The sequence below is a fragment of the Vibrio sp. B1-2 genome (assembly GCF_963888445.1).
Lineage (GTDB): Bacteria > Pseudomonadota > Gammaproteobacteria > Enterobacterales > Vibrionaceae > Vibrio > Vibrio anguillarum.
In genome coordinates this window covers 261574-288500 of record NZ_CAWPJH010000033.1, presented here as the reverse complement: position 1 = coordinate 288500, position 26927 = coordinate 261574, and the positions used below count along the sequence as shown (strand labels likewise).

Below are 26927 nucleotides of genomic sequence, written 5' to 3'. Positions count from 1 at the left end.
GTAACTCAAATTACGCCAAAATGCGTTAAACAATTCTGAGAACTGTTATTCGCCACGGTGACGCAAGACTGCATCGACTAAACCGTATTCCACAGCTTGGTCAGCAGACATAAAGTTATCACGGTCGGTATCACGCTCGATAACTTCAAGCGGTTGGCCTGTATGCTCAGCAAGCAATTTGTTGAGTTTTTGCTTGATGGTAAGGATCTCTTGAGCATGGATCTGGATATCCGAAGCTTGGCCTTGGAAACCACCTAACGGCTGATGAATCATCACGCGTGAGTTAGGTAACACATAACGTTTCCCCGGAGCGCCACCAGCCAATAGGAATGCTCCCATTGAACAAGCTTGGCCCATACAAACAGTGCTAACATTCGGCTTGATGAACTGCATGGTGTCATAAATTGACATACCAGCAGTCACACTACCTCCTGGCGAGTTGATGTAGAGGAAAATATCTTTATCAGGGTTTTCCGATTCTAAAAACAACAGCTGCGCTACAACAAGGTTAGCCATGTGATCTTCAACTTGACCCGTTAAGAAAATCACTCGTTCTTTGAGTAGGCGAGAATAAATATCGTATGAGCGCTCACCGCGGGAAGTCTGCTCAACCACCATGGGTACTAGCGCGTCAAAAATTGGCGACATTGCGTTTTTTTCTTGGTAGCTCATATTGTTATGTCCCTAAAATAAATGGCCCGAATGATGGGTATCACACGGACCATTGTTAGCAGAATAGTTAACCTGTAGTCAACCACCTACGCTACATATTGCTTATTAAGCAGGTTGCTGGTTCATTAGCTCATTGAAGCTAACAGCCTTTTCAGAAACCTGTGCTTTAGCAATGATCGCGTCGATTGCTTGCTCTTCTAGAGCAAGGTTACGCATGTTGTTCATCATTTGCTGATTTTGAGAATAGTATGCCATTACTTCAGCTGGATCTTCGTACGCTGTTGCCATCTCTTCGATCAATGCTTTCACTTTATCTTCGTCAGCTTTTAGCTCTTCAGACTTGATCACTTCACCAAGAAGTAGGCCAACCACTACGCGACGTTTTGCTTGTTCTTCGAACAATTCACGTGGTAGTTGAGCGGCCGCTTCTGGGTTACCGCCAAAACGTTGTGCAGCTTGTTGACGCAGTACGTCGATCTCTTGATCGATCAGTGCAGAAGGAACATTGATATCGTTCTCTTTGACTAGACCTTCAATCGCTTGCTCTTTAATGCGGTTTTTTACTGCTTGCTTAAGTTCACGTTCCATATTCTTGCGAACTTCAGCTTTCAGCGCTTCAACGCCACCTTCAGCGACACCGAATTTGGCAACGAACTCGTCGTTTAACTCTGGTAATTCACGCACTTCAACTTTGTTGATTTTAATTGCGAATTTCGCCGCTTTACCTTTTAGATTTTCCGCGTGGTAATCTTCAGGGAAGTTAACGTCGATTTCAAATTCCATACCTTTGGTTTTGCCAACGATACCGTCTTCAAAACCAGGGATCATGCGACCTGCACCCATTTCTAGAGGGAAGTTTTCAGCTTTACCGCCTTCAAACTCAACGCCATCAATAGAACCAACGAAATCGATCGTCGCGCGCGAACCCGCTTCCGCAGCTGCGTCTACTTCTTTCCACGTTGCTTGTTGCTTGCGTAACGTTTCTAGCATCTCAGCAACGTCTTCTTCCTTCACTTCAACCGCTGGTTTTTCAACAGTGATGTTTTCTAGACCTTTTAACTCAACTTCTGGATATACTTCAAAAGTTGCATTGAAAACAAGGTCTTGGCCTTCTTCGATAGAAACTGGTGCAAATGTTGGTGCGCCTGCTGGGTTGATTTTCTCTTTTACGATAGCTTCAATGAAGTGGCGTTGCATCACTTCGCCCATGACGTCTTGACGTACCGCTTTACCGTACATTTGCGCAACCATTTTCAAAGGCACTTTGCCTTTGCGGAAACCATCGAAACGACGATTCTTAGCGATATTGCGTAGCTCTTTTGTAACTGCATCTTCGATGTTAGCAGCAGGAACAGTAATATTCAGACGGCGCTCTAGGCCTTCTAGCGTTTCAACAGTAACTTGCATTATTTATAAACCTCAAAACTGGCCCAGTATTTCTGAGCAATATGAGCCGCAACTTAGGCGATGCCTTGTGCTTGGCTGCATCCTTGTGTTGTGCTCTATCCGAACACTTATATTAAAACCAGCATCAACATTGGCCAAAAGACCCAATATTGGACTAATAAGCGATATCTTTAGAGACTCTAATGCATCACAAAAGGTATCTCTGATTAGTCTCAGGACAGAAAATTTAGACGCGACATTCTACCGACCAGAATCAGTGCTGTCGAGCCAATCACCGCAGAGAGATGATTCCGTACCCTAAATTGCTTTCTAAGTGCTAAAAATTCCACCAACGTGAAAAAGCACAGTTTTGAAATGGGGACAATAAAGGCTTTTTCAAGGGAATCGAGGCTTTTTTTACCCCGAAAGCGTAAAAAGAGATCTTGCTCCTGTTTTGCACCCCACAATTGCGCTCTTTTTAAACATCACCCAAAGGAAAACCAGTAGAATTATGAGTCAATGCTGGGAGCATTATCACTTGCAAAAATGGATATCTCTCGCAAAAGAACTGCCATTGTCGCGCCGCTGAACATGGAGAAAGGATGCTACATATTCACCGAGTAAACCTTATTTTTGTAACGTTATTCCTTTTGTCTACCGCGGCTGGGGCGCATTTTGTTTGGCGGCACAACTATCAAAGTTTATTGATTGAACATCAAGCTCAGCTAGAGCGATTCTCTAGCCACATCGCCACAAAACTTGATAAATATGCACATATCCCAAGATTGCTAGCCAAAGATAAAGAACTCATTGACGCTTTACACAGCCCCAGCAATAGCGCCCAAATTGAAATCACTAATCGCTATTTAGAACAGGTCAATGAAGTGATTCAAGCCGCTGACACCTACCTCATCGACCAATATGGCAACACGATCGCAGCAAGTAACTGGCACCTCACTCATTCATTTATTGGCCGAAACTTCGCTTGGCGGCCTTACTTTAAAACGGCCATAACTGGGCAAGAGAGCCAATATTTTGCGTTAGGATCAACATCGGGGCAACGAGGATATTACTACTCCTACCCTATCGTTTATGCCGCGGATGTCATTGGCGTAGTGGTAGTGAAAATGGATCTTTCCGCGATTGAGGAAAACTGGCAGAGCAAACAAAGCTATTTTGTCGCCACCGACAGCAACAACATTATTTTCATGTCCAGCCAACCGGAGTGGCTGTTTAAAAGTGTTGCCATGCTGAGCGAAAGCGATCGAATTGCGGTTCAAAATAGCCGCCAATATCTTGATACCTCCATTCGCTCACTCGGATTGATCGGCGATTTCAGCGCATCCGTTGCCGAATGGGAAAATCCTTATCAAACTTGGATTAAAGGCGATTTCATCGTTTCAACCAAACCGCTGCCCAGTATCGGGCTAAACATTCGGGTTTTATCGCCCAAAATAAACATTTTCTGGGATAGCTTTGGATTTACTCTGATCAACAGCATGCTGTTTGCCATCGTCTACTTAGGGCTATTACTGGTTCATCACCGCCAACTCAAACAGCGCCAAATCGAACAGTTACAGTCTGAAGCAAAACAAAAATTAGAGTTTCTGGTGATGGAGCGAACCTCTGCACTGCACGCGGAAATTGCGGAGCGAAGTAAAACAGAGAGCATGTTACGCCAAACTCAAGATGAATTGATCCAAGCAGCGAAACTGGCTGTGCTTGGGCAAATGTCCGCCAGTATTAGTCACGAGCTGAATAATCCACTGGCCGCTATCCGCAGTTTTGCCGACAATGGGCGGCGTTTTTTAGCCAATGGTAAGCCGGAACGGACCGATGACAACTTGACTCGCATTTCAGCGCTCACCGAACGCATGGCTAAAATCAGTGAACAGCTCAAATCGTTTGCGCGAAAAAGTAACACCGATGAGAAAGTGAACGCGCAATTATTACCGATTATTTTGTCGACAAAAGAGTTGATGCAACCGCAATTTAAATCGAATTTGATTCAGTTTGAGATGGAATTACCCACAATGGATCTTTGGGTGCGTGTCAATCCAATCCAACTAGAACAAGTCTTGATTAACTTGCTAACCAACGCGATACAGGCCCTTGAGGAACAGCATCAAAAATGCGTTCGTTTGAGCACTGAGTGCAAGGCCTCTCAAGTGTTGATCCATATTGATGATAACGGCCCGGGAATTACACAAGAAAAAATAGCCCATCTTTTCGAACCGTTTTTCACCACGAAAAAAAATGGCTTAGGCTTAGGCTTGTCGATTTCACAGCAGATAATACAAAGCATGAACGGTGAGTTAACGATGACCAGTTCACCGCAGTGTGGGGCGCGATTTTCAGTCTCTCTACCGATCGTTACGCCAAGCGCGTGATTTACAGACAAAGTATGGTTTAAAGATAAAAAGCAGTTAAGGACAACCAATGTGTGATGTATTTTTTATCGATGATGAGGCGGATATCCGTATCGCCATTGCGCAAAGTTTCGAGCTCGCCGACCTCACAGCGCGGTTATTTTCCAGTGCGGAAGAAGCCTTACTGGCGGCCAAAGCCGACGGGCTGCCTCTTGTGGTGGTGAGTGATATTTGCTTACCTGGCCTCAGTGGCCAGAGCTTACTCAACTCGATTCATCATCAAGATGCTGAGGTCCCTGTTATTTTGATCACAGGACATGGCGATATTTCGATGGCCGTACAAGCGATGCACGATGGCGCATACGATTTTATCGAAAAACCTTTTGCTACTGAACGCTTGATAGAAACCATCCACCGTGCGATAGAAAAACGCCACTTAACGTTAGAAAATCAGCAGCTAAAACGCAGCTTAAAAGCGAGCCAAACTCTTGGACCACGCATTATCGGTAATACTGGCAACATCCAAGCGTTAAGGGACACCATCACTCATGTCGCCGACACTCAGGCTGACATTCTACTGTTTGGCGAAACTGGCACAGGAAAGGAGCTGGTTGCTCGCTCGTTACATGAGCAGAGTTCTCGCCGCGAGCTCAATTTCGTCGCACTGAACTGCGGCGCAGTGCCTGAAAATTTGATAGAAAGTGAACTTTACGGCCATGAAAAAGGCGCCTTTACTGGCGCTGAAACCAAACGCATTGGCAAATTTGAACATGCACAAGGCGGCACCTTATTTCTGGATGAGATTGAATCAATGCCGATGCAGGCGCAAATTCGTTTATTACGCGTATTGCAAGAAAGAGTCATTGAACGAGTTGGATCCAATACCTTGATCCCTCTGGATATTCGAGTCATCGCCGCAACAAAAGTCGATTTAAAGCAAGCAGCTCAAGCAGGCACCTTTCGTCAAGATCTCTACTATCGCTTAAACATTGTCACATTAGATATTCCACCACTTCGCCAACGTAAAGAGGATATTCCTGCGCTTTTCCATCATTTTTTGTTAGTGGCCGCGGCTCGTTACGGTAAAGCGGCAACCGCACTCTCTCAACCTGAAATGCAGCGCTTAATCAGCCATGACTGGCCGGGAAACGTGCGCGAACTACGCAACGCCGCAGAGCGCTATGTGCTATTGGGGAAACTGGTTCAGTTAGGCGACAACGAGCCATCACAAAAATTACCCACCCATTTAGTCGAACAAGTGGCCGAATTTGAAAAATCCGTGATCGAACAAGCATTGATTGAGTGTGGTGGGCGTATCAATGAAACAATGGAAAGGCTCAACGTACCGCGTAAAACGTTGTACGACAAAATGCAGCGTTACGGATTAGACAAAGAGCTCTATAAAATATAGAGCTCTAATAACATGCCGCAGCCATAGAAATTTCAGGTCAGCATTTTGGTTACTTAGTGATGATTTCCGGCCCCATTAAGGTGGTTGGTAACCAAGTGGAAATCCAAGGCACGTAGGTCACAATCATCAAAAATAGGAACATAATCGCCACCCACGGTAGCGCCGCTTTCACCACATTCATCATCGACATTTTGGCAACCCCTGCAGTGACAAACAAGTTTAACCCGACGGGCGGTGTGATCATCCCTATTTCCATGTTCACCACCATCATGATCCCAAGGTGAATGGGGTCAATACCGAGTGCGATGGCGATGGGGAAGACCAATGGAGCAACAATGATCAGCAGCCCTGATGGCTCCATAAACTGACCACCAAGTAGCAGTAATATGTTGACTACAATCAAAAATGTTATAGGCCCGAGACCGGCAGAAAGCATCGATTCAGCAATAATTTGCGGAATGCGCTCTTCGGTCAGAACATGTTTCAATATCAATGCATTGGCGATAATAAACAGCAGCATGATGGTCAGTTTGCCTGCATCAAACAAAGTCGCTTGCGTATCTTTATGGAAAAAGGCTTGCACGATTTTGACCAAGGCAGGTTTGGTATTTTCTTTGTCGGCGAACGGCCCCATATCTTTGTAAACAAAATTGGCAATCAAGAAAGCGTATACCGCTGCCACCGCAGCCGCTTCGGTTGGCGTAAAGATACCACCGTAAATCCCGCCGAGGATGATCACCACCAGCAACAAACCCCAGCTGGCATCTTTGGCGGCGAAGATCGCTTCTTTCCAACCCACAAAAGGTTGTTTCGGCAGGTTTTTAATTCGTGCAAAAATGTAGATAGCAACAATCAGCATCAAACCCGCTAATAAACCTGGGATCACACCGCCTAAAAACATGCGCCCTACCGATACATCGGTCGCGGCTGCGTACACGACCATTACAATCGAAGGTGGGATCAAGATGCCCAATGTACCAGCATTACAAATAACCCCCGCAGCAAACTCTTTGCTGTAGCCATTTTTAACCATTCCGGCAATAACAATACTGCCGATCGCCACCACTGTAGCAGGCGAAGAACCAGACAGCGCCGCAAACATCATACAGGCCACTACCGAAGCAATCGCAAGCCCTCCCCGAAACCAACCCACCATAGCGATAGCGAAACGGATAATGCGTTTTGCCACACCTCCGGTTGACATAAAGCTGGAAGCCAAAATAAAAAATGGAATCGCAAGCAAAGTGTAATGGCCTTCAAAAGCGTTAAACAAGGTTTGAGCCACTGACGCTAAAGAAGTATCGGAGTGCCAAAGTAGGAACAGAACGCTGGATAATCCGAGCGAGATAGCAATGGGTACACCGACTAACATAAAGCCGATGACCATAACAAACAGCAGTAAAATATCCATGAATTAACGCTCCTTGCGAGAATCAATAGGCGGGGTCGCTTCGCGGTTCGGCTCTAACATGGTCTCGCTCACTTGTGCCATTTCCGCTTTCAGCGCTTCAAGATCTTCCTCGGCTTCATGGCCAGAAATCATTCTGTCTAACTTACCGCTGAGAATTTGATAGGCGATTTGTAAAAAGCGAAAAGTGAGTAATCCCATCCCGATAGGCAATGCCATGTATGGAATAAAGCGCGGCATTTTTTCATAGCGCTCCCCTTCATTGAGCCAATCGGAAAGAAATTGCAGCATTTCCGGCATAGGAATATCGTCGGTTTCATACCAAGCACGCTCAGTCGCAAACGGATACCAGTAATTCCACGAACCGATGAGCAGTAAAATAGAAAAGGTTAAACAACAAGCCACCGCGACCAGTGCAGACACTTTTCGCATGGTTGCAGGCACCATGTTAATGACCACATCAACTCCGATGTGAAAGTGTTTCTTTACCCCATAGGACGCACCAACCAGTACCATCCATGCAAACATGAACACGGTTAATTCCAATGCCCATAAAATGTTGCCGTTAAAAACATAGCGATAAACAACGTTAACGAACGTTAATAAGGTCATCGAGCCCAAGAAGAATGCAATCAGCATTTCTTCAATCGCATCGGTAAATCGGCCGACTTTAGAGAAAAAAGAGTGTTCCATGTGATACATCGCTCTCATAGTAATTATCGGAATTGACTCAAGGTCACCGCACGGCTTCAGGTTAGTTATCAATGAGACGAGCAATAAACGCGTTGAGTCCAACCCCACCACGCAAGGTGGGGTTGGAGGCTGATTATTTGTTTGAAGCCAGCGCTGCCTCAATCAAATCTGAACCGATGTCTTTTTCAAATTTCTGCCACACAGGCTTCAGCGTTGTAACCCATTGCTGGCGCTGTTCAGGTGTGAGAGTGCGGATCACGCCTCCGGCTTCCAACACGTATTGTCTATTTTGGAGCTCGACTTTGTTTGATTCCGCATTACGCGCTTCAGTGACTTCTTTTAAAATGGTCGCGAACTGGTCACGCACGTCGGCTGGCTGGCTGTCCCACCACTTGGTTGACGTCACCACTAGGTAGTCCAAAATGCCGTGATCGGTTTCGGTAATACCATCTTGCACTTCAAAGAATTTCTTACCGTAAATGTTGGACCAGGTATTTTCTTGACCATCAATAACTTTGGTTTGCAAACCGCCATACACTTCAGCAAAAGACATTTTTTGCGGGTTTGCACCAAGCTGCTCAAACTGAGCCACCAGTACATCAGATGCTTGTACACGGAACTTTAATCCTTTTGCATCCGCCGGAACGAGTAGAGGTTTATTGGCTGACATCTGTTTCATACCGTTATGCCAAAACTCCAACCCTTTTACACCACGACGTGTCATTGAATTTTTCAGTTTTTCACCGTCAGCCGAGTTTTGGAAACGGTCAACTGCGTCCACATCCTCAAATAGGAATGGCAGGTCAAAAATACGGAATTTTTTGGTGAATTTTTCAAATTTTGATAATGAAGGCGCCGCTAGCTGCACATCGCCGTTTAGCATGGCTTCCAATACTTTATCGTCATCGTATAAGGTTGAATTAGGGAAAACTTGTAGGCAAGCCTTACCATTCATCTCCTTATTAACACGCTCTTCAAGCAGCGAAGCCGCAATACCTTTAGGGTGCTTATCTGTATTCGTGACGTGGCTAAACTTAATGACGATTTCGCCGGGGTCGCAATTTGCGGCCGCATTAAAACTGGTTACAGCAAGAATGGAAGCGGTCAGCAAAGTCAGTGGCTTTAACATTATTATTCTCCTTGATTGAACATATCAGCCCCATCAATGGGTGCTGGTTGTTTTCTATAAGGCAATTAACAAGCCAACATGACACATTCCATTAACAAGCCAGTAACCATAAGGTGTCGCCAACTATTCAGTTAACAACAACCCATAGAATCTTATGATAGAAAGCAAAAATGGGTAGAAAATGACCCAAGGAATATGAATTTTGGGTGAGAAATGACACCCAGCTAAATCCATCAAAGGGCGGCGATGAGAATGACAAAAAAATGTGAAACAGGAAGGAAGCGCACCCTCCGCCCAAACAGCAAGCCTAGTTTGGGCACTCCCCCCGAGCTCTTTATCGGAGAGCGCGCTAATTGGTTAGAACCGACAGATTATGTTAGTAGCACACAGAAAGTGGTGTGCTACAAGAAGAGGGTGAGCAGGCAGGCTAAAAAACCTACCCACTCTGGGGGTTAGGGCTACATTGCAGCTTTCACCGCTTTCGCTAGTTTTTGTGCTGCTTGTTTTGGATCCGCTTTCGGATCATTAAAGAAGTTCGTTACGACATCAAAAATCGCGCCTTGGGCATAGCTGGTTGTCGACATACCATGGGCAATACTGGGCACAAGGTTGTTGGACTTAGCCGTCGCTTTAAAGGCCGCCATTGAGTCCAACGCGCACTGATCAAATTTTGACATATTCATATCTGTGCGTACCGGAATCGAGCCTTTGTTGAGGTTAAATACCTCTTGGAATTTAGGATCTAGGATCGTGGCGGCTAGCGCTTTTTGCGCCTGCTTATTGTCTGCATCAGTTAGCTCAAAAAAGACAAAACTATCGACATTATGGATAAATTGATCGGCCGTACCTGGCGCGGCAACGCACAGGTAATCTTTACCCGCAACTTTGCCCGCTGCGGTAAACTCCCCTTTTGCCCAGTCGCCCATGATCTGCATCGCCGCTTCACCATTTATCACCATTGAAGTCGCAACGTTCCAATCACGGCCTGGAGAGTTAACATCAATGTAGTCATGAACTTTTTTAAACTGGCTGAACACGTCAACCATTTTTTCGCCCGCGAGCACAGCCATATCGAGCTCAACAAACGCTTTCACGTAATCTTGTGAGCCAAGAACGCTCAACGCCACCGTTTCAAAAACCGTCGCGTCTTGCCAAGGTTGGCCACCGTGCGCCAGTGGCACATAACCCGCGGCTTTGATCTTATCGCCCGCAACAAAAAACTCGTCTAACGTAGTTGGCACTTTAGCACCCACTTTAGCCAGTACCGCAGGGTTAACCCACAACCAGTTGACGCGATGCACGTTAACTGGCACGGCCACATACTGGCCATTCCACTTCATGACATTGGTGATCATCGGTGGTACGACTTCATCCCAACCACCCTGTTTGGCTACATCATTAAGATTCGTGAGAAAACCAAGCCCCGCCCATTCTTGAATATCGTGTCCTTTAATTTGAGCCGCCGACGGTGGGTTACCCGACACCGCGCGCGTTTTCAATACCGTCATGGCACTTTCACCACCACCACCTGCGACAGCGAAATCTTTCCAACTATGGCCTTGCTGCTCCAACATTTCGGTGAGCACAGCTATCGACTTGGCTTCACCACCGGAAGTCCACCAATGGAGTACTTCCACTTCACCAGCGTGAGTCGAAGGGATGAAAGAGACAGAGAGGAAAGATAAAGCAAGCAGAGTGTTATGAAATTTCATCATCATCTTCCTTGGTTTTGATTCGGCAACCTGATTCGCAAACTTTTATTAACCATTAAAGTGCTGATCGTTTACCTACTAGTCTAATCAAAGAAAATTTTTTTCGTTGAAACAAACCGTAATTTTAACGTAACGAAAGCGTTACACTACACCGCTAAGGTAGGTGGGATAAAGACTTGTGCTTCCAGACCACCATGAGCTGGATTGCGTAAAATGAGATCTCCGCCGTGTCCATGTAAAATACTTCGGCATATTCCAAGGCCAAGACCGTGGCCTTGATCATCATCGGCAAGGCGAAAATAGGGCTCAAAGACCGCTTCTAATTTATCTATCGGGATCCCCGGGCCTTGGTCTTGGATGGTGATAATCACCCACTCTGGATTTTCTTCCAACTTCACCCACACTTGCTGACCATACTTCACGCCATTGCCAATCAAGTTTGTCAATACTCGTTGAATAGCTAAAGGCTTAGCGATTATCGGTTCAAGCTGTGTAGGCGTAAAATGGACCACTTGGCGAGTTAAGTTGTACCCTTCTGCAATCGTCTGAATCATCTCATTGAGATCAATACTGCTGTTATTTTCGTGTAAATCGGTATCTCGCACGCACTGCAATGCCCCTTTAACCATCATCTCTAGCTCATCGAGATCGCGGTTAAATTTTTCCCGCTTAACATCGCTTTCGAGCAATTCAGCCCTTAGGCGTAAGCGGGTGATGGGTGTTTTTAAATCATGAGAGATGGCCGAAAACAGATGCTCTCTATCGGCCACGTAACGTCGAATTCGTTGCTGCATACGATTGAATGCGCGGGTCGCTGTGATCAATTCTGTCGCCCCCTCTTCACGCAAGGGACGCTGGGCAATATCCATACTCATCTCATTCGCCGCTTTGGCTAAATTTCTCAGTGGCCGAACTTGGCGGCGCATAAGCAAGTAGGTCAACGCTAACAAAATGGTGGTGGAAAAAAAGAGAAATAAGATCTGCTCTTTTCTTAGTAGAGTGTCATCCAATTTCACGTATGGAGCGGGAAGTAGCGCCGCCACGTAAACCCATTCATGGCTTGAGAGTTCGATTTGCACCACCAGCACTGGCGGGTTTAGCGGTTCAAGTGTGAGTGTATGGTAGGCCCACGACTTGGGTAAGTCGCTGAGAAAAATATCGTTTTTTAGTAATCGCAAATGTTCTGGTTTGGTAAATTCAACTTGAATACTCTCAACGTTATTGAGCTTTTGTTGCAACACTTCCCTCACCGCATCGACTGAAGCTCGCTTGAGCGGCGTATCGATAATCGGCTCCACAGTCAATGGCTCTTTATTGAATGAGACAAAAAAACGGGTTCCCCCCATATTGCGAATTTGATCCAGCACGATATGCCGATATTTGACGGGTAGTGATTGAAAAAAGGTCACGGTGGAAGCAAACATACCTGCCATGCTAGAAGAAACGGAACTTATCCCTTCCAACTCTTTTTGTTTAGATTGGCTGTACCAAATCGCCGTTGCGATGCCCTGCGCTATCACCACCGCCAACAAAGTCAGCAGCAGTGTTCGTGAGACAAGAGAGTTGGGTTTTAAGCGTGAAAAGAGACGTCTTAGCGTCATTTTTAATGGCCGTAACTGACCGGAACGGCCAGAATATAGCCGTTGCCACGCATGGTTTTAATGTAGTGAGGGTATTTTGCACTATCACCCAATCGCTGACGTAAACGGCTAAGTTGCACGTCGATACCTCGCTCAAAAGGGAGCGCTTCACGTCCACGAGTAGCAAATGAGATGGTATCGCGATCAAGCACTTCCTTAGGCCGGGTTAAAAACAGCATCAGTAGTGCAAAATCACTGCCCGACAAGTCATGCTCATCAGCACGCTCTAGATGTGTAATTCGGTGTGACAAGGTATCGAGTTGCCAATCACCAAACGTAATCTGTTTGGGCAGCGCATCGGTTGTTTTTTCATCATTGACTTGTACCCGGCGCAGCAAAGCCTTGATGCGCGCCATTAACTGACGCGGGTTGAAAGGTTTCGCCACATAATCATCCGCGCCAATTTCTAAACCAATGATTTGGTCAGTTTCATCAGAAACCGCGGTCAACATAATGATAGGAACGTTCGAATGACGACGGATTTTTTGGCATAAAGTAAAACCATCGTCTCCGGGCATCATCACATCCAACAAAATAAGATCGGGATAACTGTTACGTTCCAAATAGGCTAATAGCTCGATGCCATCCGCGGTGGTGACGATATCAAAACCAGACTTCGTCAAGTACTCATCTAATAATTGCCGAATCTCTTCGTCATCATCCACGACTAGAATGCGCGTTCTTGCCTGCATGTCCACTATCCATATTTTCAACTGATCGGCCTAGTGTAGCTATAGGTCATTTTTTTGATTATTGATATTTATGTAAAGTTTGAATTCTGTCTAGATAGAGATCACAAAATGCGTTACTTATGAGGAACAACTGATTTCCATTTTTTTCCCCCATTCAGGAGGAAGCTGGGCAAAATGACTCTTTTCCGGCTGCTCGGCATAAGGGTTGGCTAACAATTGTGCTAATTGGTGCACTTGTTGGTAATCACCCTGTTCTGCTTTATCAATCGCTTGTTGAGCCAAATAATTACGCAAAATATATTTCGGATTCACTTTTCTCATCTCTGCGCAGCGCTGCTCAATCGAAATCGCGTTCCCCGAACTGTCGATTTCTCGCTCACAACGAGCCAGATACTGTTCAAGCCAAGACTGAGCGGCAGCGCGGTCAATGAAGAGATCCAATACAGGTTGCTCCCCTTCTCGATCCAAGTTGGATAGTTGCCGGAAAAAGCGAGTGTAATCGGTGTGATTTTTGGTTAATAACTCAAACATTTGCTCAAACAACACCGAATCACCGGGCAGAGAGGTCAACAACCCCAATTTACGACGCATTTGCTGGCTAAAATAACGGCCGAGCTGCGCTTCAAACTGAGCGAGTGCCGCTTCCAGATCGCTTCTTTCCACTAACGGTGACAATGCATGAGCTAAAGCGGACAGGTTCCACAACGCCACACGCGGCTGCTGATCAAACGCGTAGCGGCCTTGATAATCGGAGTGATTGCCAATATAAGTCGGTTCATAATCATCGAGAAAAGCAAAAGGACCGTAGTCAAAGGTTTGACCGAGAATTGACATATTGTCGGTATTCATCACACCATGGGCAAATCCAACCGCTTGCCAATCAGCAATCATCTTAGCAGTACGCTCAACAATGTGACTAAACATGGCCGCATAAGGTTTTTCTTGTGTAAGGCAATCAGGGTAATGCCACTCAATCACTTTATCAGCCAGTTGCTTTTGCTCTGCTAATTGGTTGGTATAGAAAAAATGTTCAAAATGGCCAAAGCGAATATGGCTCTGCGCTACACGTACCAGCAGCGCACCTCGCTCTTGTTTTTCTCGATAAACAGGCGTGTCACTGCTCATCATCGCTAATGCTCTTGTGGTCGCAATCCCAAGACCCGCCATCGCCTCACTACACAAGTATTCGCGAATAGTGGAGCGCAGTACGGCGCGGCCATCCCCCATACGCGAATAAGGCGTAAGTCCAGCACCCTTCAAATGCAGATCATACACTTCGCCCGTTTTACTCTCGATTTCGGCCAGTAGTAAACCACGGCCATCACCCAAATCAGGGTTATAAATACCAAATTGATGGCCCGCGTATTTCATCGCTAATGGCTTAAATTGCGCGGGAATAACTTGGCCAGACAGGCTGTGCAGTAGCTCATCATTAGGTTGTGTTGGTAAAGACAAATCGCCAGCCAGTGAGGCATTCCAAGCAACCCAACGCACATTGTCTAAAGGCGCTGGGTTCACTGGAGAATAAAAAGCCGAGGGTAATTCACCATAGCGAGTGTGCAGTGTTACTTCATTCCAAATCGACATGCGAAGTCCTCATAATATGGTTTTTGGTTAGACTTTTGCACGTTAGCAAATACTTGAGCTCTAGACTAGGGTATTATTAGGCAAAGTTGTCACCTATTACAGGTCACATTCAAGGTGAAGTCGATGTTATCCATTTTTGATATTTTTAAAATTGGTGTGGGCCCTTCTAGCTCACACACCAATGGGCCAATGATTGCAGGCTATCAATTTAGCCAAATCATTGCTGATTTAACGCAAGTGGCAAGAGTGCAGATTGACCTTTACGGTTCATTATCACTTACAGGACGTGGCCACCACACTGATCGCGCCGTGATATTAGGTCTGCTGGGCAATAAGCCTGACACCATCAAAATCACCAGCGCCAATCAAGCGCTAGCGCATGCTATTGAACACGGTGAGCTTAATTTAGCGGGAAAAAAGCTCATTCCATTCCAGCTAAAAACAGACCTCCTCTTCCAAAATACTAATCTTCCCTTACATGAAAATGGTATGACGATTACCGCTTTGGGAGCGCAAGGAGAAACGTTAGCCTTTGAAACTTACTACTCGGTGGGAGGCGGTTTTGTTGCTACCGCCAAAGAGTTGGAACACGGTAGTGCAAATGCACCCGTGGAGGTCGAATTTCCTTTTACTTCTGCTGATGAATTACTCTTTAAAGCCGAAAAACATGGCTTAAGTTTAGGCAGTCTCGTTTTGCGCAATGAAATAGCATTTCATGACCTTGAAACGATTAACCACAAAGCCGATCAAATCTGGAAAGTGATGTCGCTCTGCATGCAGCGCGGCTTTGAAACGGAAGGCATTCTCGAAGGTGGGTTGCATGTCACGCGCCGCGCACCAGCACTGCTCAAAAAGCTGGAAGCTAACGCGGCGATTGAAAGTGACCCAATGGAGATCATGGACTGGATTAACCTGTTTGCTTTCGCGGTCAGTGAAGAAAATGCAGCGGGAGGGCAAGTGGTTACCTCGCCAACCAATGGCGCGGCAGGAGTGATACCCGCCGTATTAATGTATTACCACCGCTTTATCCGAGAGCTTGACACTAAGCAGTTGAAAGATTTTCTCGCCGTGGCTGGCGCTATTGGTATTTTGTACAAAACCAATGCTTCTATTTCAGGGGCCGAAGTAGGCTGTCAAGGAGAGATTGGAGTCTCTTCCTCAATGGCAGCGGCAGGGTTGACCGCGCTAAGAGGTGGCAGCAACGAACAAATTTGCATGGCGGCTGAAATTGCCATGGAGCATTCATTGGGTATGACATGCGACCCAATGGGTGGCTTAGTTCAAGTCCCTTGCATCGAACGCAATGCAATGGGAGCTGTGAAAGCGATTAACGCTTCACGCATGGCCCTAAAACGGACCAGCAAATGCTTAATTTCTCTAGATAAAGTGATTGAGACCATGTACCAGACGGGGAAAGATATGAATCGGAAATATCGTGAAACCTCATTAGGCGGCTTAGCGTTAATCCACCTATCACCACCTTGTGAATAGTAATACCGTTCAATCCTCATCAAGCCCTGTGTGAATACAGGGCTTGTTTAAGCGGTAAATTCAGGAATGCGTAACTCTTGGTTCTGGGTAATCGCTTCTCGCTGCACAATCCACTGAAAGCTGAGCGACAACACACAAATCTCAACCGCACAAACCACTAACCAGACGAGTGACAATAGTAATGTCAATGGCAGAAAATGTAGATTAAACAAGGGCTGTAGTAGTGCGTTGATAAGCATGGGGATCACACCTATCAGCACAAATAGTGCTTTGGCGTGGGGCTTTGACATTTGCCACGCGACACTCAAACCTCTAGGTTGATGATCTAGTGCTGTTGCTGGCAAAACTAATGACCAGCGGGAGATAAACCAGCCAATAGGCAGCATTGCGGCATAGGTACAAAGCTGGATTAACCACATTGGCATAGTCACTATATTTGCCAGCGAGCCAATGATAAACATGGGTATGATTAGAATGGCAAACAGCATAGCGCCTAACGCGGCCCACCATCCAATAAAGCGCAATTCACGCGAACTTAAGTAAAAAATCGTGCTCAAACGGCAAGATTTTTCACCCAGCAGAACCAAACGATGCAAGCGCACTGTCGCCATCGCCGCCGTTACCGTATAAAGCACATAAACAATCACATTCGTTAATGTAAACAACTGTTGTGGATCATCAAAGTCAACAACACCAATCGTGAAATAGAGATTCACCACCAAAAAAGGTGAAGATTGCAGCATGAGAGTCAGCCAATTTTTTTGGACTAATTTTAACGCACTCACCACAGTATACTGAATCGGTAGCTGCTGATATTCCATGAATCTATTCCCTGACAAATAAGTAAGGTTAATATATCGAAAATAGATCCCACTTGTTCTAAAAGCTCTGTGATGCCAATCCAACTCCCTGCACTCATTGATAACAATCTTATTGGTATCTCATATTAGTGACTCGGCAACGAGGCGCTATTCTGAATAAAGAGACGATCGCTGACACTGAGGTATCTCACCGCATTTGAAGAGTTCATGCTAGAATGCGCCGAATTTGCGATGAGTTGCACTCAAAGTATTAGGACGTAGCGCCTTACGCTGAGCAAAGCCATCGCTTGCTAACTGTTTTGACTTTTTAACTCTGAGAGCCCGCATGCCATTTTCCAACCTAGGATTGAGCGATCCAATCTTAAAAGCCGTTCACGAAGTCGGCTATTCTGCCCCAACACCGATTCAAGAACAGGCAATCCCAGCCATTTTGACGGGTAAAAATGTCATTGCGGCAGCGCAAACCGGTACGGGTAAAACCGCTAGCTTTGTACTGCCCATTTTGCAGATGCTTAGTCAAGGAACAACTCAGCGCGCCAAACGTGTTCGCGCATTAATTTTAGCGCCCACTCGCGAATTGGCTCTGCAAGTGGAAGAGAACGTCACTCAATACGCAAAGTATCTGCCCTTAACCTGCCTTGCGATGTACGGCGGTGTCGATTCGCAAAAACAAAAACAACGCTTGATTGAAGGGGTGGACATTTTGATCGCCACGCCGGGGCGCTTGCTTGATATGTATGGCCAACGCGCCGTTCATTTTGATGAGCTTGAAGTGTTGGTGATGGATGAAGCTGACCGCATGCTCGACATGGGTTTCATTGAAGACATCAATAAAATTGTTGATCGCCTACCACTAAACCGTCAGAACTTGCTGTTTTCGGCGACCCTTTCTCGCCCAGTGCGCGAGTTGGCTAAATCAGCCATTAATGATCCGATTGAAATTGATGTCGCTGGTTACAACCGCACGCCAAATCAAATTGAGCAGTGGATTATCACTGTCGATAAAGATCAAAAATCTGCACTACTGAGCCATTTGATTACTGAAAACCAATGGCAACAGGCGATGATTTTCATCGAAACCAAACACGGTGCGGCAAAGCTGGCGAGCCAACTGGAAAAGCGGGGCATTGCGGCAGAGGCGTTTCACAGTGGCCGTAGCCAAGAAGTTCGTGAAAAATTATTAGCCGATTTCAAAGCAGGTAAACTGCAATTTTTGATTGCAACGGGCGTTGCCGCGCGCGGTATTGATATTGACAACTTAGAAAGAGTGGTGAATTACGACTTGCCTTATCCTGCGGAGAACTACATTCACCGTATTGGACGAACAGGTCGTGCTGGTGCAACCGGCGAAGCAATTTCTCTCGTATCACGCGATGATTTTAAAAACTTGTGCATGATTGAAAGCCGCTTAGGACATTTGCTTGTGCGTAAAGAAATTGAAGGTTTCACACCGAAAAAAGACGTGCCTATTTCCATTTTAAATTACCACTTGAAAAAGCGTGATAACGAGCACTCAAGTGCACCGCGTCGTAGCCCTCGCCCTAAACAAGAAAAACGCTCATAAGCATAATGCTTCTTTACAAATCCCACCGCCCGGTGGGATTTTGTTGACTAAACCATTCCCGCATCACACTTTTACGCCTTCTTTCTCTCTACGCCCCAAAATCACTACTCAAGGATGATTCTGTCTTCATCAACTTCTATTAGCCTGCAACTCATCTCCTATTTCTCGCATCCCATCATCGCTTAGGTTGACACGTTATGGCTTACAACAAATACACTATCTATCAAGTTTTCACGCGCTTATTCGGTAATACAAACTGTTGCTACACACCTTGGGCAACGAAAGAACAAAATGGCGTCGGTAAATTAAGTGACTTCACTGACGATGCACTCAATGCAATTCATCAACTTGGGATCACTCATATTTGGTATACCGGTGTTTTACATCACGCACTGGTGGGTGATTACCGTGCATGGGGAATAGAGAATGATCACCCAAGTGTTGTCAAAGGTAGAGCGGGCTCGCCTTACGCCATTAAAGACTACTATTCGATAAACCCTGATTTAGCCGACGACCCAGCTCAGCGTAATCACGAATTTGAAGCCTTGATTAAGCGTACACACCAAGCGGGCATGAAAGTCATCATCGACATTGTCCCTAACCACGTGGCGCGCCAATATCAAGGGCTCAATAACCCTGTCGGAGTCAATGATTTTGGTGAAAATGATGATACCAGTGTGCAATACACCAGGGACAATAACTTCTATTACCTACCCGACACCTCCTTTAAACTGCCAGATATTCCCACCTCATTGCTACCGTTGGGCGGTGAATGCCACCCAGATTTAGCCACCCCGTTTTACGAACACCCCGCAAAATGGACAGGCAATGGATCTCGTTTGGCCAAGCCGAACATCGATGATTGGTATGAAACCGTCAAAATAAACTACGGCATCAAACCGGATGGAAGCAAAGATTTTACCGAACTTCCGCAGCAATACCGTTTTCTATCTCACCTTGAACACGCCGTTTTCTGGCAAGACAAAAGAGTCCCGGATTCATGGCGTAAATTTCGGGATATCGCTCTTTATTGGATCGATAAAGGCGTGGATGGCTTTCGTTATGATATGGCCGAAATGGTACCGATTGAATTTTGGAGCTATCTCAACTCGGCAATTAAACTACACAACCCCGATGCTTTTTTAATGGCAGAGGTGTATCAGCCAAATTTATACCGCGATTACATCCAGATCGGGAAAATGGACTATCTGTACGACAAAGTCGACCTTTACGATAGTCTCAAAGCCATCATGCAAGGACACGGCTCTACCAAAGAGATTGGTCGTATTGAATATCAACTGCGCGACATTGAGCATCACATGCTGCATTTCTTGGAAAACCATGACGAGCAGAGAATTGCCTCGCCTGAATTTGCAGGGGAAGCACATAAAGCACGCCCAGCCATGTTGATTTCAGCCTGTTTATCCAGCTCACCAACCTTGCTTTATTTTGGGCAAGAAGTGGGCGAACCGGGAGCGGAACATGCCGGCTTTGGCCAGCCTTCTCGCACCTCTATTTTTGACTATATCGGTGTTCCACAACACCAAAAATGGATGAATAACGGCGCATTTGATGGTGGCCAATTAAACGAGAGCGAGAAGCAGCTGCGCCATTTCTACTCAACATTACTGAATTTAGTCAAACAGAGCCCCGCACTGACCGGTGAATATCATGATCTGTACGCCGCCAATGTTGAACACTTCTCCGACCAACAAGATTACTTATTTGCCTTTGCTCGCTCTAACCCGTCACAAAAGCTGATCATCGCAGCGAACTTCAGTGCCACAAGTGGCAAAACCGTAAAACTGCATTTACCTAAAGCATTGACCACTTATTGGCAGTTAACCTGTGGTGAGCACACTCTATTCGACCCGCTAAATCAACAAACGCTGACGCTCTTCGTCAACGAACAAGAGAGCTATGTGATGATCGACTTCACCCCACTTTCGACCCATTTCATGGTTCTCAATAATATTTAAACCTCAAAGAGAGTCATTGGTCTTCTTTCAATACAACAAGCCAGCATCTTCATCGTGCTGGCTTGTTTTGCTAAAGGCTATAAGGTTAAGGCTTGCTTTAAGTGACTTTCATTAACACGGGTTCTTGATCAGATTCCCGCTCATGCTGATTGGGCAAAATGCCTAAAGTATGTAAAAAGGTTTTGAGCATGATGGCGTAAATGAACATCATAGGAAGGCCTGCGACCACACAAAGCGACTTAATGGTTTCAATCCCTCCCCCAGCCAAAAATACACTTAAACTGATCAGCCCAATCGCACAGGCCCAAAGCAATTTTACTCGATTATCAGGATCACCATTCAAAGCCAATTCATTGGTGGTGAGCATCGCCGTCGCAACACTCGCACTGGACATAGTGGTCAGCATCAATAAAAACTGAATGAGTAGAAATAGCCCAAGCACCCCATTTCCCCCAGGTAAGGTTTTTATCAATGAAACCACTGCGTAGGTTAAGCCACCTTCTGCCATCCAGCCCTGAACGGGTAAACCGCCCAGCATTTGAGCCCACACCGCATAGCCACCAAAAATGGAGATAAAAAATGCGCAGCCCAAAGCGCCCATCGAGATGGTGTACAAAACCACTTCACGAATCGTTCGTCCACGAGAAATTCGCGTGATGAATAGGCCCATCATAATCAAGTACGCGTAATACCAAAACCAATAGTACTGAGTCCAGCCTTGTGCAAAACCACTTTGCTGAACAGGGTCTGTCCACAATGACATTCTAAAGAAATTATCCAACATCACGCCCAGTGAGTCAGTGAAACTATTAAGAATGAAAGAAGGTTGAGTCGCCAATAATACAAACAGGGCAAACAACACCGCCATGCTGACTGTCCAGTTAGAAATCATGTTGATGCCTTGATTAAAACCAACCCCCATCACAACCACTAACGCAGCCACAAAAAGCACAATAATTGTGCCTTGTAAGCCAAGGCTATTCTCAATCTGTAACAGCTCTGCCACACCAGCGCTGACCAAGGTCACAGTTAAGGCCAGCGAGCTAGCAAACGCGGCCAACGTACCAAAAATCGACAATAGATCGATACTTTTTGCCACCAAAGGATGGTCACCCACTACCGAAGAACACAAACTGGAAACTTTTAACGTGCGTTTTTTTTGTACATAAAATGCATAAGCAAACGGAATCGCTGGAAAGCAGTAAATCGCCCAGCCTGTAATACCCCAATGAAAAATAGAGTAGGTAACGGCCCATGCCGCAGCAGGATAACTATTAGGCTCAGCAAATAACGGCGGTGATTGTAAGTAATACATCGGTTCACCTATCGCCCAGTAAATGAGTGACGCCCCGACGCCAGCGGTAAAAATCATCCCGCCGTAAGAAAAATTACTGTATTCGGTTTTTTCTTCACCTAAACGAATGCGGCCGTATTTCGAACACGCCAGCCACAGTAAAAAAACCACTAACGCCAAACTTGCCATCTGTACTAACCAGCCAAACCAGTGGCTCACCCAGCCCATAGCTTGCGCCGCCATCGCTTGAGAGGTGGCTGGATAAAGCGCAGATACCGTTAACAAAACAAGCACTAACGCAATCGCAGGAAAAGCCAATCCATAATTAAGATTTTTCAAAACTGCGCCTCCATTCATAAAGTGCTTGAATATGGCGAGGGGTGATGCCGCAACATCCGCCGATCACGGTTGCACCGAGGGCATACCACTGCTTGGCAAATGCGAGATAATCTTCTGCACTAAACTCACGCATGGCTTGTACGGTTTCGTTAGCGGCGTGATCCGATTTAATCGGCGTAAAACTGTTTGCATAAACGCCGATTTCAATCTTTTGCGCTCGGCCTTCCAACACCATTTTCGCCTGTTGAATGGCATCAGCCATCACCTCGGGTATTGAGCAGTTAAAGAAAATACCCGCCCCACCCGCAGAATAGATTTGTTCTGCGGCTTCAGACACTGACTGCCCAGAACGCAATTGTGCGATATTAGAGTCATCTTTCAGAGTCAGTGCGTAATAGCAAGGCTTGGTTGATGAGGCAAACACCGATTGAATCATGCTCAACTCTTCTAAACTGGCAATCGTCTCCGCTAACCAGACGTCCACATAAGGATCTTGTGCTTGATACAAAGTGAGTGAAATCGCTCGTGCGACTTCGGCTTGAAAGAGATCAGGCCGATAGCTTCCCATAGCCGGTGGCATAGAACCCGCCACTAAAATCGGACGTTCTGACTGTTGTGCTACTTCCGCAGCAATCTGCGCGGCTAAGTTCGCTAACCTTGCACCATCGGTTTGATATAGTGACTCGCCCAAGTGAAAAGGGACACACGCATAGCTATTCACCGTGATAATGTCGGCACCGCTATCAATAAATCCTTGGTGAGCTAAACGAACATGTTGTGGAGATTCAATCAGCGCTTGCGCGCTCCAAAGTGGCTGAGAAAAAGGAGCGCCAATTCTTTTTAATTCACGCCCCATGCCACCATCAAGAAGGGTTAATTTGCTCATAATATCGTATCCATAATGCTTTATTGGTCAGTGCCATTGAAGCATACTGTGAGCAAGATCATAGTGAATAACATTGAAGTGCAATATGAATTTTATTCAAGTAAGTGACTTGATTTATCTATTCTTTTTCGCAAGGTCACTATCTGTTGTTCATGCTGTCATTCGTGCTGTAATTCTTAGAAAACATGGGGCTTGGCCATTTCACAACAAATACTCAACGCATCATAAACAACTCTTCATGGAACTGAGTTTCAACGTCTACATGGTAAGGCTTCAACGCCTGTTTTAAAGTCCGTGAAAACGCAACAGGGCCACAAAAGAAAAACTCAAAACCACTTAAATCACCACACTGGCGAGCAATAGTCTCGGCAGACAAATGCGGCGCAATGCTTGAATCAATCACTGTGAGGGAGACACCTGCACGCAATGCTTTCTGCTTAAGCTCATCACACAGGGCTTGCTCTGCATGATGGCAGCAGAAGAACAGATAAGTAGCCGGATGCGCTTTTACCGTGTGTAAATAATCTAACCCAGCCATAAATGGAGCGATGCCGACACCGCCACCAATCCAGACTTGTGGCCTATCACTATAAAACTCAAATCGTCCATATGGACCTTCGACCTCAATCGGCTCACCCACGGTAATTCTCTTATAAAGGCCAGTGGTAAAATCGCCGAGCTCTTTGATCAAAAATCGCATCTCATTAGCCTCATTGTACGAAGCAATAGTAAACGGATGCGGCTCTTCGCCAACAAAACTCAAATAGGCAAACTGCCCTGCTTTGTGTCCGGGCCAAGGTTTCTCCATCTTAATTCTTAAATCTAACGTTTGGCTCGCTGCGCAGTAGTGGCATGCGCTAATCTTCGCTGAATAACGTGCATTTCGGCCCACAAATCCAAGCAAACTGTAGATTGCTGCCGCGGAGCCAAGCGCTATAAACATCAACACTAACCAATAAATCGGCCAGCCCCAATACGCCTTTTTCAACAATAATACCGAATGCCCAGCTAGCAAAAGGTACACCACCGCCATCAAACGGTGCGATAAGCGAAACGGTTTGTATTTAATGGTTAGCCACAGTGATACACCCACCAGCAGCAATAATGAGTAGAACCCCCATTCGCCAATGGCTAACCCAATCGGGCGCATCTCTTTTACCCAAAGCGCAAAACCCGACAAGTTCCCCTGTGGGCCAGAGCCATTGAGCCGATTAGGTTTAGTCAGGAGCTCAAGTGCGATCATCCATTTCGGTATCTGGTAACAAAGCCAGTGAAATAAACCAAGCAACGTGGCCGAAATGCCCAGCCATTTATGTATCCGATAACCTTTATCGATTCCTTGTGTCCACTGTTCAACAAGGGGCAAACGAAGCGCCAGCACCATAGCCAATGACATCGCCACAATGGCCAAAATGCCTGACCACTGTATAAAAGCCGATCGCCACTTGAAGAGGTTTTGAGACACAAAAAGCGTTGGCTCGGCTTGCATCCATAATACCGAGGCAACCACCATCACAATCAATACCGTTTTGCTTACTCTGCTCATCACAATAACCACTTAAATAGAAAGGTTATCTAAGAGTAACAAGCACAACGTAAAGTAGATGAAGTAACAAGTAAATCTGTGTAAAGACGGCAATCCAAGCTCTTTAAGCGCTATATCCTTTTTATTGAACGCAGAAAAATCTGACCAATCAAACAACGCTGATCTTCCGCACGATAATCTTAGGGAGGGTCACTGAATTCTGTTAGAATGCGGCCCCTTCAACTAGCGTGTTAAGAGATGATCATTCGTGATGCCACGTTGTTTGAATAAAAAACCAACGAAAACCATACACCCCTGCTGGCCTCGGTTAGTGAACTACTTAGGAACTCGTTATGATGACTGAAGAAGAAAGAATTGAATTACAAAGAAATAACCCATTACACGGTCTTAAGTTAGAAACATTACTGCAAGAACTAGTGGATTTTTACGGTTGGGATATTCTCGATACGGCAATGCGTTTTAACTGCTTCCATACCAACCCATCGGTTGCCAGCAGCGTGAAATATCTCAATAAAACCGATTGGGCGAGAGAGAAAGTAGAAAACTTCTACCTATATCGCTTTAAACGTATGCCACGCGCTTCAGCTGAAGAATATGATCTGCCACCGCGCGCGCGCACTTTCCCACATGGCCTCAAACCTAAAGAGCCAATGGAGCTGACGGTTGATTCCATTTTAAACTCACAGGCTAAAGCGGCTTCTGCCCATAAAGAGCGTTCCGCACGTAACCGTTCGTTTCGTCGTTAAAGAACGATAAGTCAGTGATCGGCTCACGACACAACAAATCGGTTGAGCACAAAATGAATGTTGGTGTAAGAGAACCTTGCACCAACATTTTCCATCACAACATTTCAGCGTGAACCTTAATTATAAATAGGTTGCCATAAGCAGACTTTCTGCTGCTTACGTTGGTCATACAGCCATGTATATTGGCAATGATTATCGTAACTATATCGCCCAGTCTGAACCTTATATGGCCCAAAACTCACACCTTGTAAAGATTGAAAACGCCCTTGATAAAGCAATGAGAAGTGCAAGTGAGGACCGGTGGACGATCCACCTTCACACAAAGCAATGGAACGCTGGTTAGCATAAACACCCAACTTACTGTCTTTCGTCACCCACTGATTATTCGCGACTTGGATTCCGTCCATATGGTAATAGTTCGTCGCCCAACCGTTTGGATGCGTCACGCGCAGTTGGCACCGAGACATCACCGACACGTAGCCATCATGCGCGGCCGTTACACTGTAAGTTGGCGCGCCCCAAGCTGGCCAATCGTAAGAAACGTCGATTGAAGAAAGCGGAAAGCCTGAACCACTGTGCGCATGCGTACCGTTAGGTATCCACTGATACCCTTTGCGCCATGGCCACTGCATAAACCCCTCACTAGGCGAAGCAATGAGGTTTCCCATACGCATAGGAGCTGGTGTGTTTTGTGGTTCGCTGAAAGCACCAAACCAAAGCTCATATTGCGATTTCCATAATGCCCAATCATCCACCCGATTCAATTGCTGCATGACCGCTAACGTCGCAGCATTGTATTGAAGAGCCGATGAACTTTCTTGATAGTGATAGAAACGCTGAGACAGTTGATTCGCAATATCTTTGATCTGCCGCTGTCTATCGTCCAAGCTTTGATCCAAAGCACTCTCTTGTTCTAATAACGCTAAAGTGGTCAATAACACTCGAGGATCAACCCCCGTTGCCCCAGCCCAATGGCTAACTGACTCGACAAGCTCAAGCCAATGTAGCTGATGGGTACCAATAAAATCTTCAATATTGAAAGGACGTTGATGAGGTCGAAAAACAAACTCATCATCGCTAATCAGAGAAAATGGCAGTTGACTCTCTGCAAGCTGCGCTTCGTTAAGCCGTGGAGTATCGACATCAGGATACAACTGATGGCTTACCACCATTGGGCTAAAACAGATAAACCATGTCACTAAAGAAGATTTGGTTAGATTCATTACGCACCCTCCATATGAATTAAATTTCACATAGAGTGTGGCACAAAATATTCGTGGGATAGCTAAGAAGGTGCGCTTTGCGAGGCCAGTAGGAGCAAGATGTAATAAGATGAAAGCGATGAAATTATCAACACTCTGCACAAAAGTACCATCGGAGTAAAAAACCGAACGGATGAACATGAAAAACAAAAGCCCCGACAACTTTTTGAGTTATCGGGGCTTTCTTGAATAAATGGCGCGCCCTGTAGGATTCGAACCTACGACCACATCCTTAGAAGGGACGTGCTCTATCCAGCTGAGCTAAGGGCGCGCTACAGGGACAGGATTATACGAGTTGAA

At 45.8% G+C, this 26927-nt stretch carries 20 protein-coding genes and 1 tRNA gene; 6 read left to right on the top strand and 15 right to left on the bottom strand.

From position 1 onward, the window contains the following. Nucleotides 1-45: 45 nt before the first annotated feature. A complete protein-coding gene (gene clpP, locus AACQ75_RS11210; protein ID WP_010317461.1) occupies nt 46-672 on the bottom strand; it encodes an ATP-dependent Clp endopeptidase proteolytic subunit ClpP in 627 nt (208 codons plus the stop codon). 105 nt (nt 673-777) lie between these two features. Continuing rightward, nucleotides 778-2079 carry a trigger factor gene (gene tig / locus AACQ75_RS11205; protein ID WP_013857186.1) on the bottom strand — a complete coding sequence of 434 codons (1302 nt, stop codon included), beginning with the start codon at nt 2077-2079 and terminating at the stop codon, nt 778-780. Nucleotides 2080-2660: 581 nt separating this feature from the next. Here tig and AACQ75_RS11200 point away from each other — a divergent pair. After that, on the top strand, nt 2661-4448 hold the full coding sequence (locus AACQ75_RS11200; protein WP_170888660.1) for a sensor histidine kinase: 1788 nt from the start codon (nt 2661-2663) through the stop codon (nt 4446-4448). A gap of 49 nt (nt 4449-4497) precedes the next feature. Continuing rightward, nucleotides 4498-5838 (top strand): sigma-54-dependent transcriptional regulator, encoded by a 1341-nt coding sequence (locus AACQ75_RS11195; RefSeq protein ID WP_170888659.1) that lies wholly within the window; start codon nt 4498-4500, stop codon nt 5836-5838. Nucleotides 5839-5887: 49 nt separating this feature from the next. On the opposite strand, the gene AACQ75_RS11190 is transcribed toward AACQ75_RS11195, so the two are convergent. The 7 genes from AACQ75_RS11190 to AACQ75_RS11160 form a co-directional block, all read right to left on the bottom strand. After that, the gene (locus AACQ75_RS11190) at nt 5888-7249 is read right to left on the bottom strand and encodes a TRAP transporter large permease (protein WP_013857190.1); all 1362 of its coding nucleotides are present in this window, start codon (nt 7247-7249) and stop codon (nt 5888-5890) included. 3 nt (nt 7250-7252) lie between these two features. Continuing rightward, nucleotides 7253-7939, bottom strand: coding sequence for a TRAP transporter small permease (locus AACQ75_RS11185; RefSeq protein WP_026028632.1), 687 nt, complete (start codon nt 7937-7939; stop codon nt 7253-7255). A 133-nt stretch (nt 7940-8072) separates the two neighbouring features. Then, nucleotides 8073-9068, bottom strand: a complete 996-nt coding sequence (locus tag AACQ75_RS11180; RefSeq protein WP_017043538.1) for a TRAP transporter substrate-binding protein — start codon at nt 9066-9068, stop codon at nt 8073-8075. A 458-nt stretch (nt 9069-9526) separates the two neighbouring features. Then, a complete protein-coding gene (locus AACQ75_RS11175; RefSeq protein ID WP_170888658.1) occupies nt 9527-10780 on the bottom strand; it encodes an ABC transporter substrate-binding protein in 1254 nt (417 codons plus the stop codon). Nucleotides 10781-10926: 146 nt separating this feature from the next. Further along, the gene (locus tag AACQ75_RS11170; RefSeq protein ID WP_170888657.1) at nt 10927-12381 is read right to left on the bottom strand and encodes an ATP-binding protein; all 1455 of its coding nucleotides are present in this window, start codon (nt 12379-12381) and stop codon (nt 10927-10929) included. 2 nt (nt 12382-12383) lie between these two features. Further along, a complete protein-coding gene (locus AACQ75_RS11165; RefSeq protein WP_026028047.1) occupies nt 12384-13112 on the bottom strand; it encodes a response regulator in 729 nt (242 codons plus the stop codon). Nucleotides 13113-13229: 117 nt separating this feature from the next. Further along, nucleotides 13230-14699 (bottom strand): protein adenylyltransferase SelO, encoded by a 1470-nt coding sequence (locus AACQ75_RS11160; protein ID WP_170888656.1) that lies wholly within the window; start codon nt 14697-14699, stop codon nt 13230-13232. Nucleotides 14700-14822: 123 nt separating this feature from the next. Here AACQ75_RS11160 and AACQ75_RS11155 point away from each other — a divergent pair, with 123 nt between their 5' ends. Next, on the top strand, nt 14823-16190 hold the full coding sequence (locus tag AACQ75_RS11155; protein WP_026028818.1) for an L-serine ammonia-lyase: 1368 nt from the start codon (nt 14823-14825) through the stop codon (nt 16188-16190). 47 nt (nt 16191-16237) lie between these two features. Here the strand turns inward: AACQ75_RS11155 and AACQ75_RS11150 are convergent, their stop codons facing one another. After that, nucleotides 16238-17011, bottom strand: coding sequence for a hypothetical protein (locus tag AACQ75_RS11150; RefSeq protein WP_019282010.1), 774 nt, complete (start codon nt 17009-17011; stop codon nt 16238-16240). Between the two features lie 325 nt (nt 17012-17336). On the opposite strand from AACQ75_RS11150, the gene AACQ75_RS11145 reads away from it, so the two are divergent. Both AACQ75_RS11145 and AACQ75_RS11140 read left to right on the top strand, forming a co-directional pair. Next, complete coding sequence (locus AACQ75_RS11145; RefSeq protein WP_094164641.1) at nt 17337-18575, top strand: DEAD/DEAH box helicase; 1239 nt, start codon at nt 17337-17339, stop codon at nt 18573-18575. A gap of 197 nt (nt 18576-18772) precedes the next feature. Continuing rightward, nucleotides 18773-20554, top strand: coding sequence for an alpha-amylase family protein (locus AACQ75_RS11140; RefSeq protein ID WP_170888655.1), 1782 nt, complete (start codon nt 18773-18775; stop codon nt 20552-20554). A gap of 97 nt (nt 20555-20651) precedes the next feature. On the opposite strand, the gene AACQ75_RS11135 is transcribed toward AACQ75_RS11140, so the two are convergent. The 3 genes from AACQ75_RS11135 to AACQ75_RS11125 all read right to left on the bottom strand — a co-directional run bounded on the left by AACQ75_RS11135 (nt 20652) and on the right by AACQ75_RS11125 (nt 24619). Continuing rightward, nucleotides 20652-22187 (bottom strand): BCCT family transporter, encoded by a 1536-nt coding sequence (locus tag AACQ75_RS11135; protein ID WP_094144900.1) that lies wholly within the window; start codon nt 22185-22187, stop codon nt 20652-20654. Then, nucleotides 22174-23073, bottom strand: coding sequence for a homocysteine S-methyltransferase family protein (locus AACQ75_RS11130; RefSeq protein ID WP_017044584.1), 900 nt, complete (start codon nt 23071-23073; stop codon nt 22174-22176). The genes AACQ75_RS11135 and AACQ75_RS11130 overlap by 14 nt, the downstream gene beginning before the upstream one ends. A 214-nt stretch (nt 23074-23287) precedes the next feature. Then, the gene (locus AACQ75_RS11125; protein WP_170888654.1) at nt 23288-24619 is read right to left on the bottom strand and encodes a ferredoxin reductase family protein; all 1332 of its coding nucleotides are present in this window, start codon (nt 24617-24619) and stop codon (nt 23288-23290) included. A gap of 332 nt (nt 24620-24951) precedes the next feature. On the opposite strand from AACQ75_RS11125, the gene AACQ75_RS11120 reads away from it, so the two are divergent. Continuing rightward, complete coding sequence (locus tag AACQ75_RS11120; protein WP_013857204.1) at nt 24952-25365, top strand: VF530 family protein; 414 nt, start codon at nt 24952-24954, stop codon at nt 25363-25365. Nucleotides 25366-25481: 116 nt separating this feature from the next. Here the strand turns inward: AACQ75_RS11120 and AACQ75_RS11115 are convergent, their stop codons facing one another. Next, nucleotides 25482-26588: a M23 family metallopeptidase gene (locus tag AACQ75_RS11115; protein WP_170888653.1), complete on the bottom strand. Its 1107-nt coding sequence runs from the start codon at nt 26586-26588 to the stop codon at nt 25482-25484. 233 nt (nt 26589-26821) lie between these two features. Further along, nucleotides 26822-26898: transfer RNA gene (locus AACQ75_RS11110), tRNA-Arg, on the bottom strand. Between the last annotated feature and the right edge of the window lie 29 nt (nt 26899-26927).

Excerpts from the sequence above, each read along its gene's own strand:
- clpP (WP_010317461.1), bottom strand. The coding sequence starts at position 672 with ATGAGCTACCAAGAAAAAAACGCAATGTCGCCAATTTTTGACGCGCTA.
- tig (WP_013857186.1), bottom strand. The coding sequence starts at position 2,079 with ATGCAAGTTACTGTTGAAACGCTAGAAGGCCTAGAGCGCCGTCTGAAT.
- AACQ75_RS11200 (WP_170888660.1), top strand. The coding sequence starts at position 2,661 with ATGCTACATATTCACCGAGTAAACCTTATTTTTGTAACGTTATTCCTT.
- AACQ75_RS11195 (WP_170888659.1), top strand. The coding sequence starts at position 4,498 with ATGTGTGATGTATTTTTTATCGATGATGAGGCGGATATCCGTATCGCC.
- AACQ75_RS11190 (WP_013857190.1), bottom strand. The coding sequence starts at position 7,249 with ATGGATATTTTACTGCTGTTTGTTATGGTCATCGGCTTTATGTTAGTC.
- AACQ75_RS11185 (WP_026028632.1), bottom strand. The coding sequence starts at position 7,939 with ATGGAACACTCTTTTTTCTCTAAAGTCGGCCGATTTACCGATGCGATT.
- AACQ75_RS11180 (WP_017043538.1), bottom strand. The coding sequence starts at position 9,068 with ATGTTAAAGCCACTGACTTTGCTGACCGCTTCCATTCTTGCTGTAACC.
- AACQ75_RS11175 (WP_170888658.1), bottom strand. The coding sequence starts at position 10,780 with ATGAAATTTCATAACACTCTGCTTGCTTTATCTTTCCTCTCTGTCTCT.
- AACQ75_RS11170 (WP_170888657.1), bottom strand. The coding sequence starts at position 12,381 with ATGACGCTAAGACGTCTCTTTTCACGCTTAAAACCCAACTCTCTTGTC.
- AACQ75_RS11165 (WP_026028047.1), bottom strand. The coding sequence starts at position 13,112 with ATGCAGGCAAGAACGCGCATTCTAGTCGTGGATGATGACGAAGAGATT.
- AACQ75_RS11160 (WP_170888656.1), bottom strand. The coding sequence starts at position 14,699 with ATGTCGATTTGGAATGAAGTAACACTGCACACTCGCTATGGTGAATTA.
- AACQ75_RS11155 (WP_026028818.1), top strand. The coding sequence starts at position 14,823 with ATGTTATCCATTTTTGATATTTTTAAAATTGGTGTGGGCCCTTCTAGC.
- AACQ75_RS11150 (WP_019282010.1), bottom strand. The coding sequence starts at position 17,011 with ATGGAATATCAGCAGCTACCGATTCAGTATACTGTGGTGAGTGCGTTA.
- AACQ75_RS11145 (WP_094164641.1), top strand. The coding sequence starts at position 17,337 with ATGCCATTTTCCAACCTAGGATTGAGCGATCCAATCTTAAAAGCCGTT.
- AACQ75_RS11140 (WP_170888655.1), top strand. The coding sequence starts at position 18,773 with ATGGCTTACAACAAATACACTATCTATCAAGTTTTCACGCGCTTATTC.
- AACQ75_RS11130 (WP_017044584.1), bottom strand. The coding sequence starts at position 23,073 with ATGAGCAAATTAACCCTTCTTGATGGTGGCATGGGGCGTGAATTAAAA.
- AACQ75_RS11125 (WP_170888654.1), bottom strand. The coding sequence starts at position 24,619 with ATGAGCAGAGTAAGCAAAACGGTATTGATTGTGATGGTGGTTGCCTCG.
- AACQ75_RS11120 (WP_013857204.1), top strand. The coding sequence starts at position 24,952 with ATGATGACTGAAGAAGAAAGAATTGAATTACAAAGAAATAACCCATTA.
- AACQ75_RS11115 (WP_170888653.1), bottom strand. The coding sequence starts at position 26,588 with ATGAATCTAACCAAATCTTCTTTAGTGACATGGTTTATCTGTTTTAGC.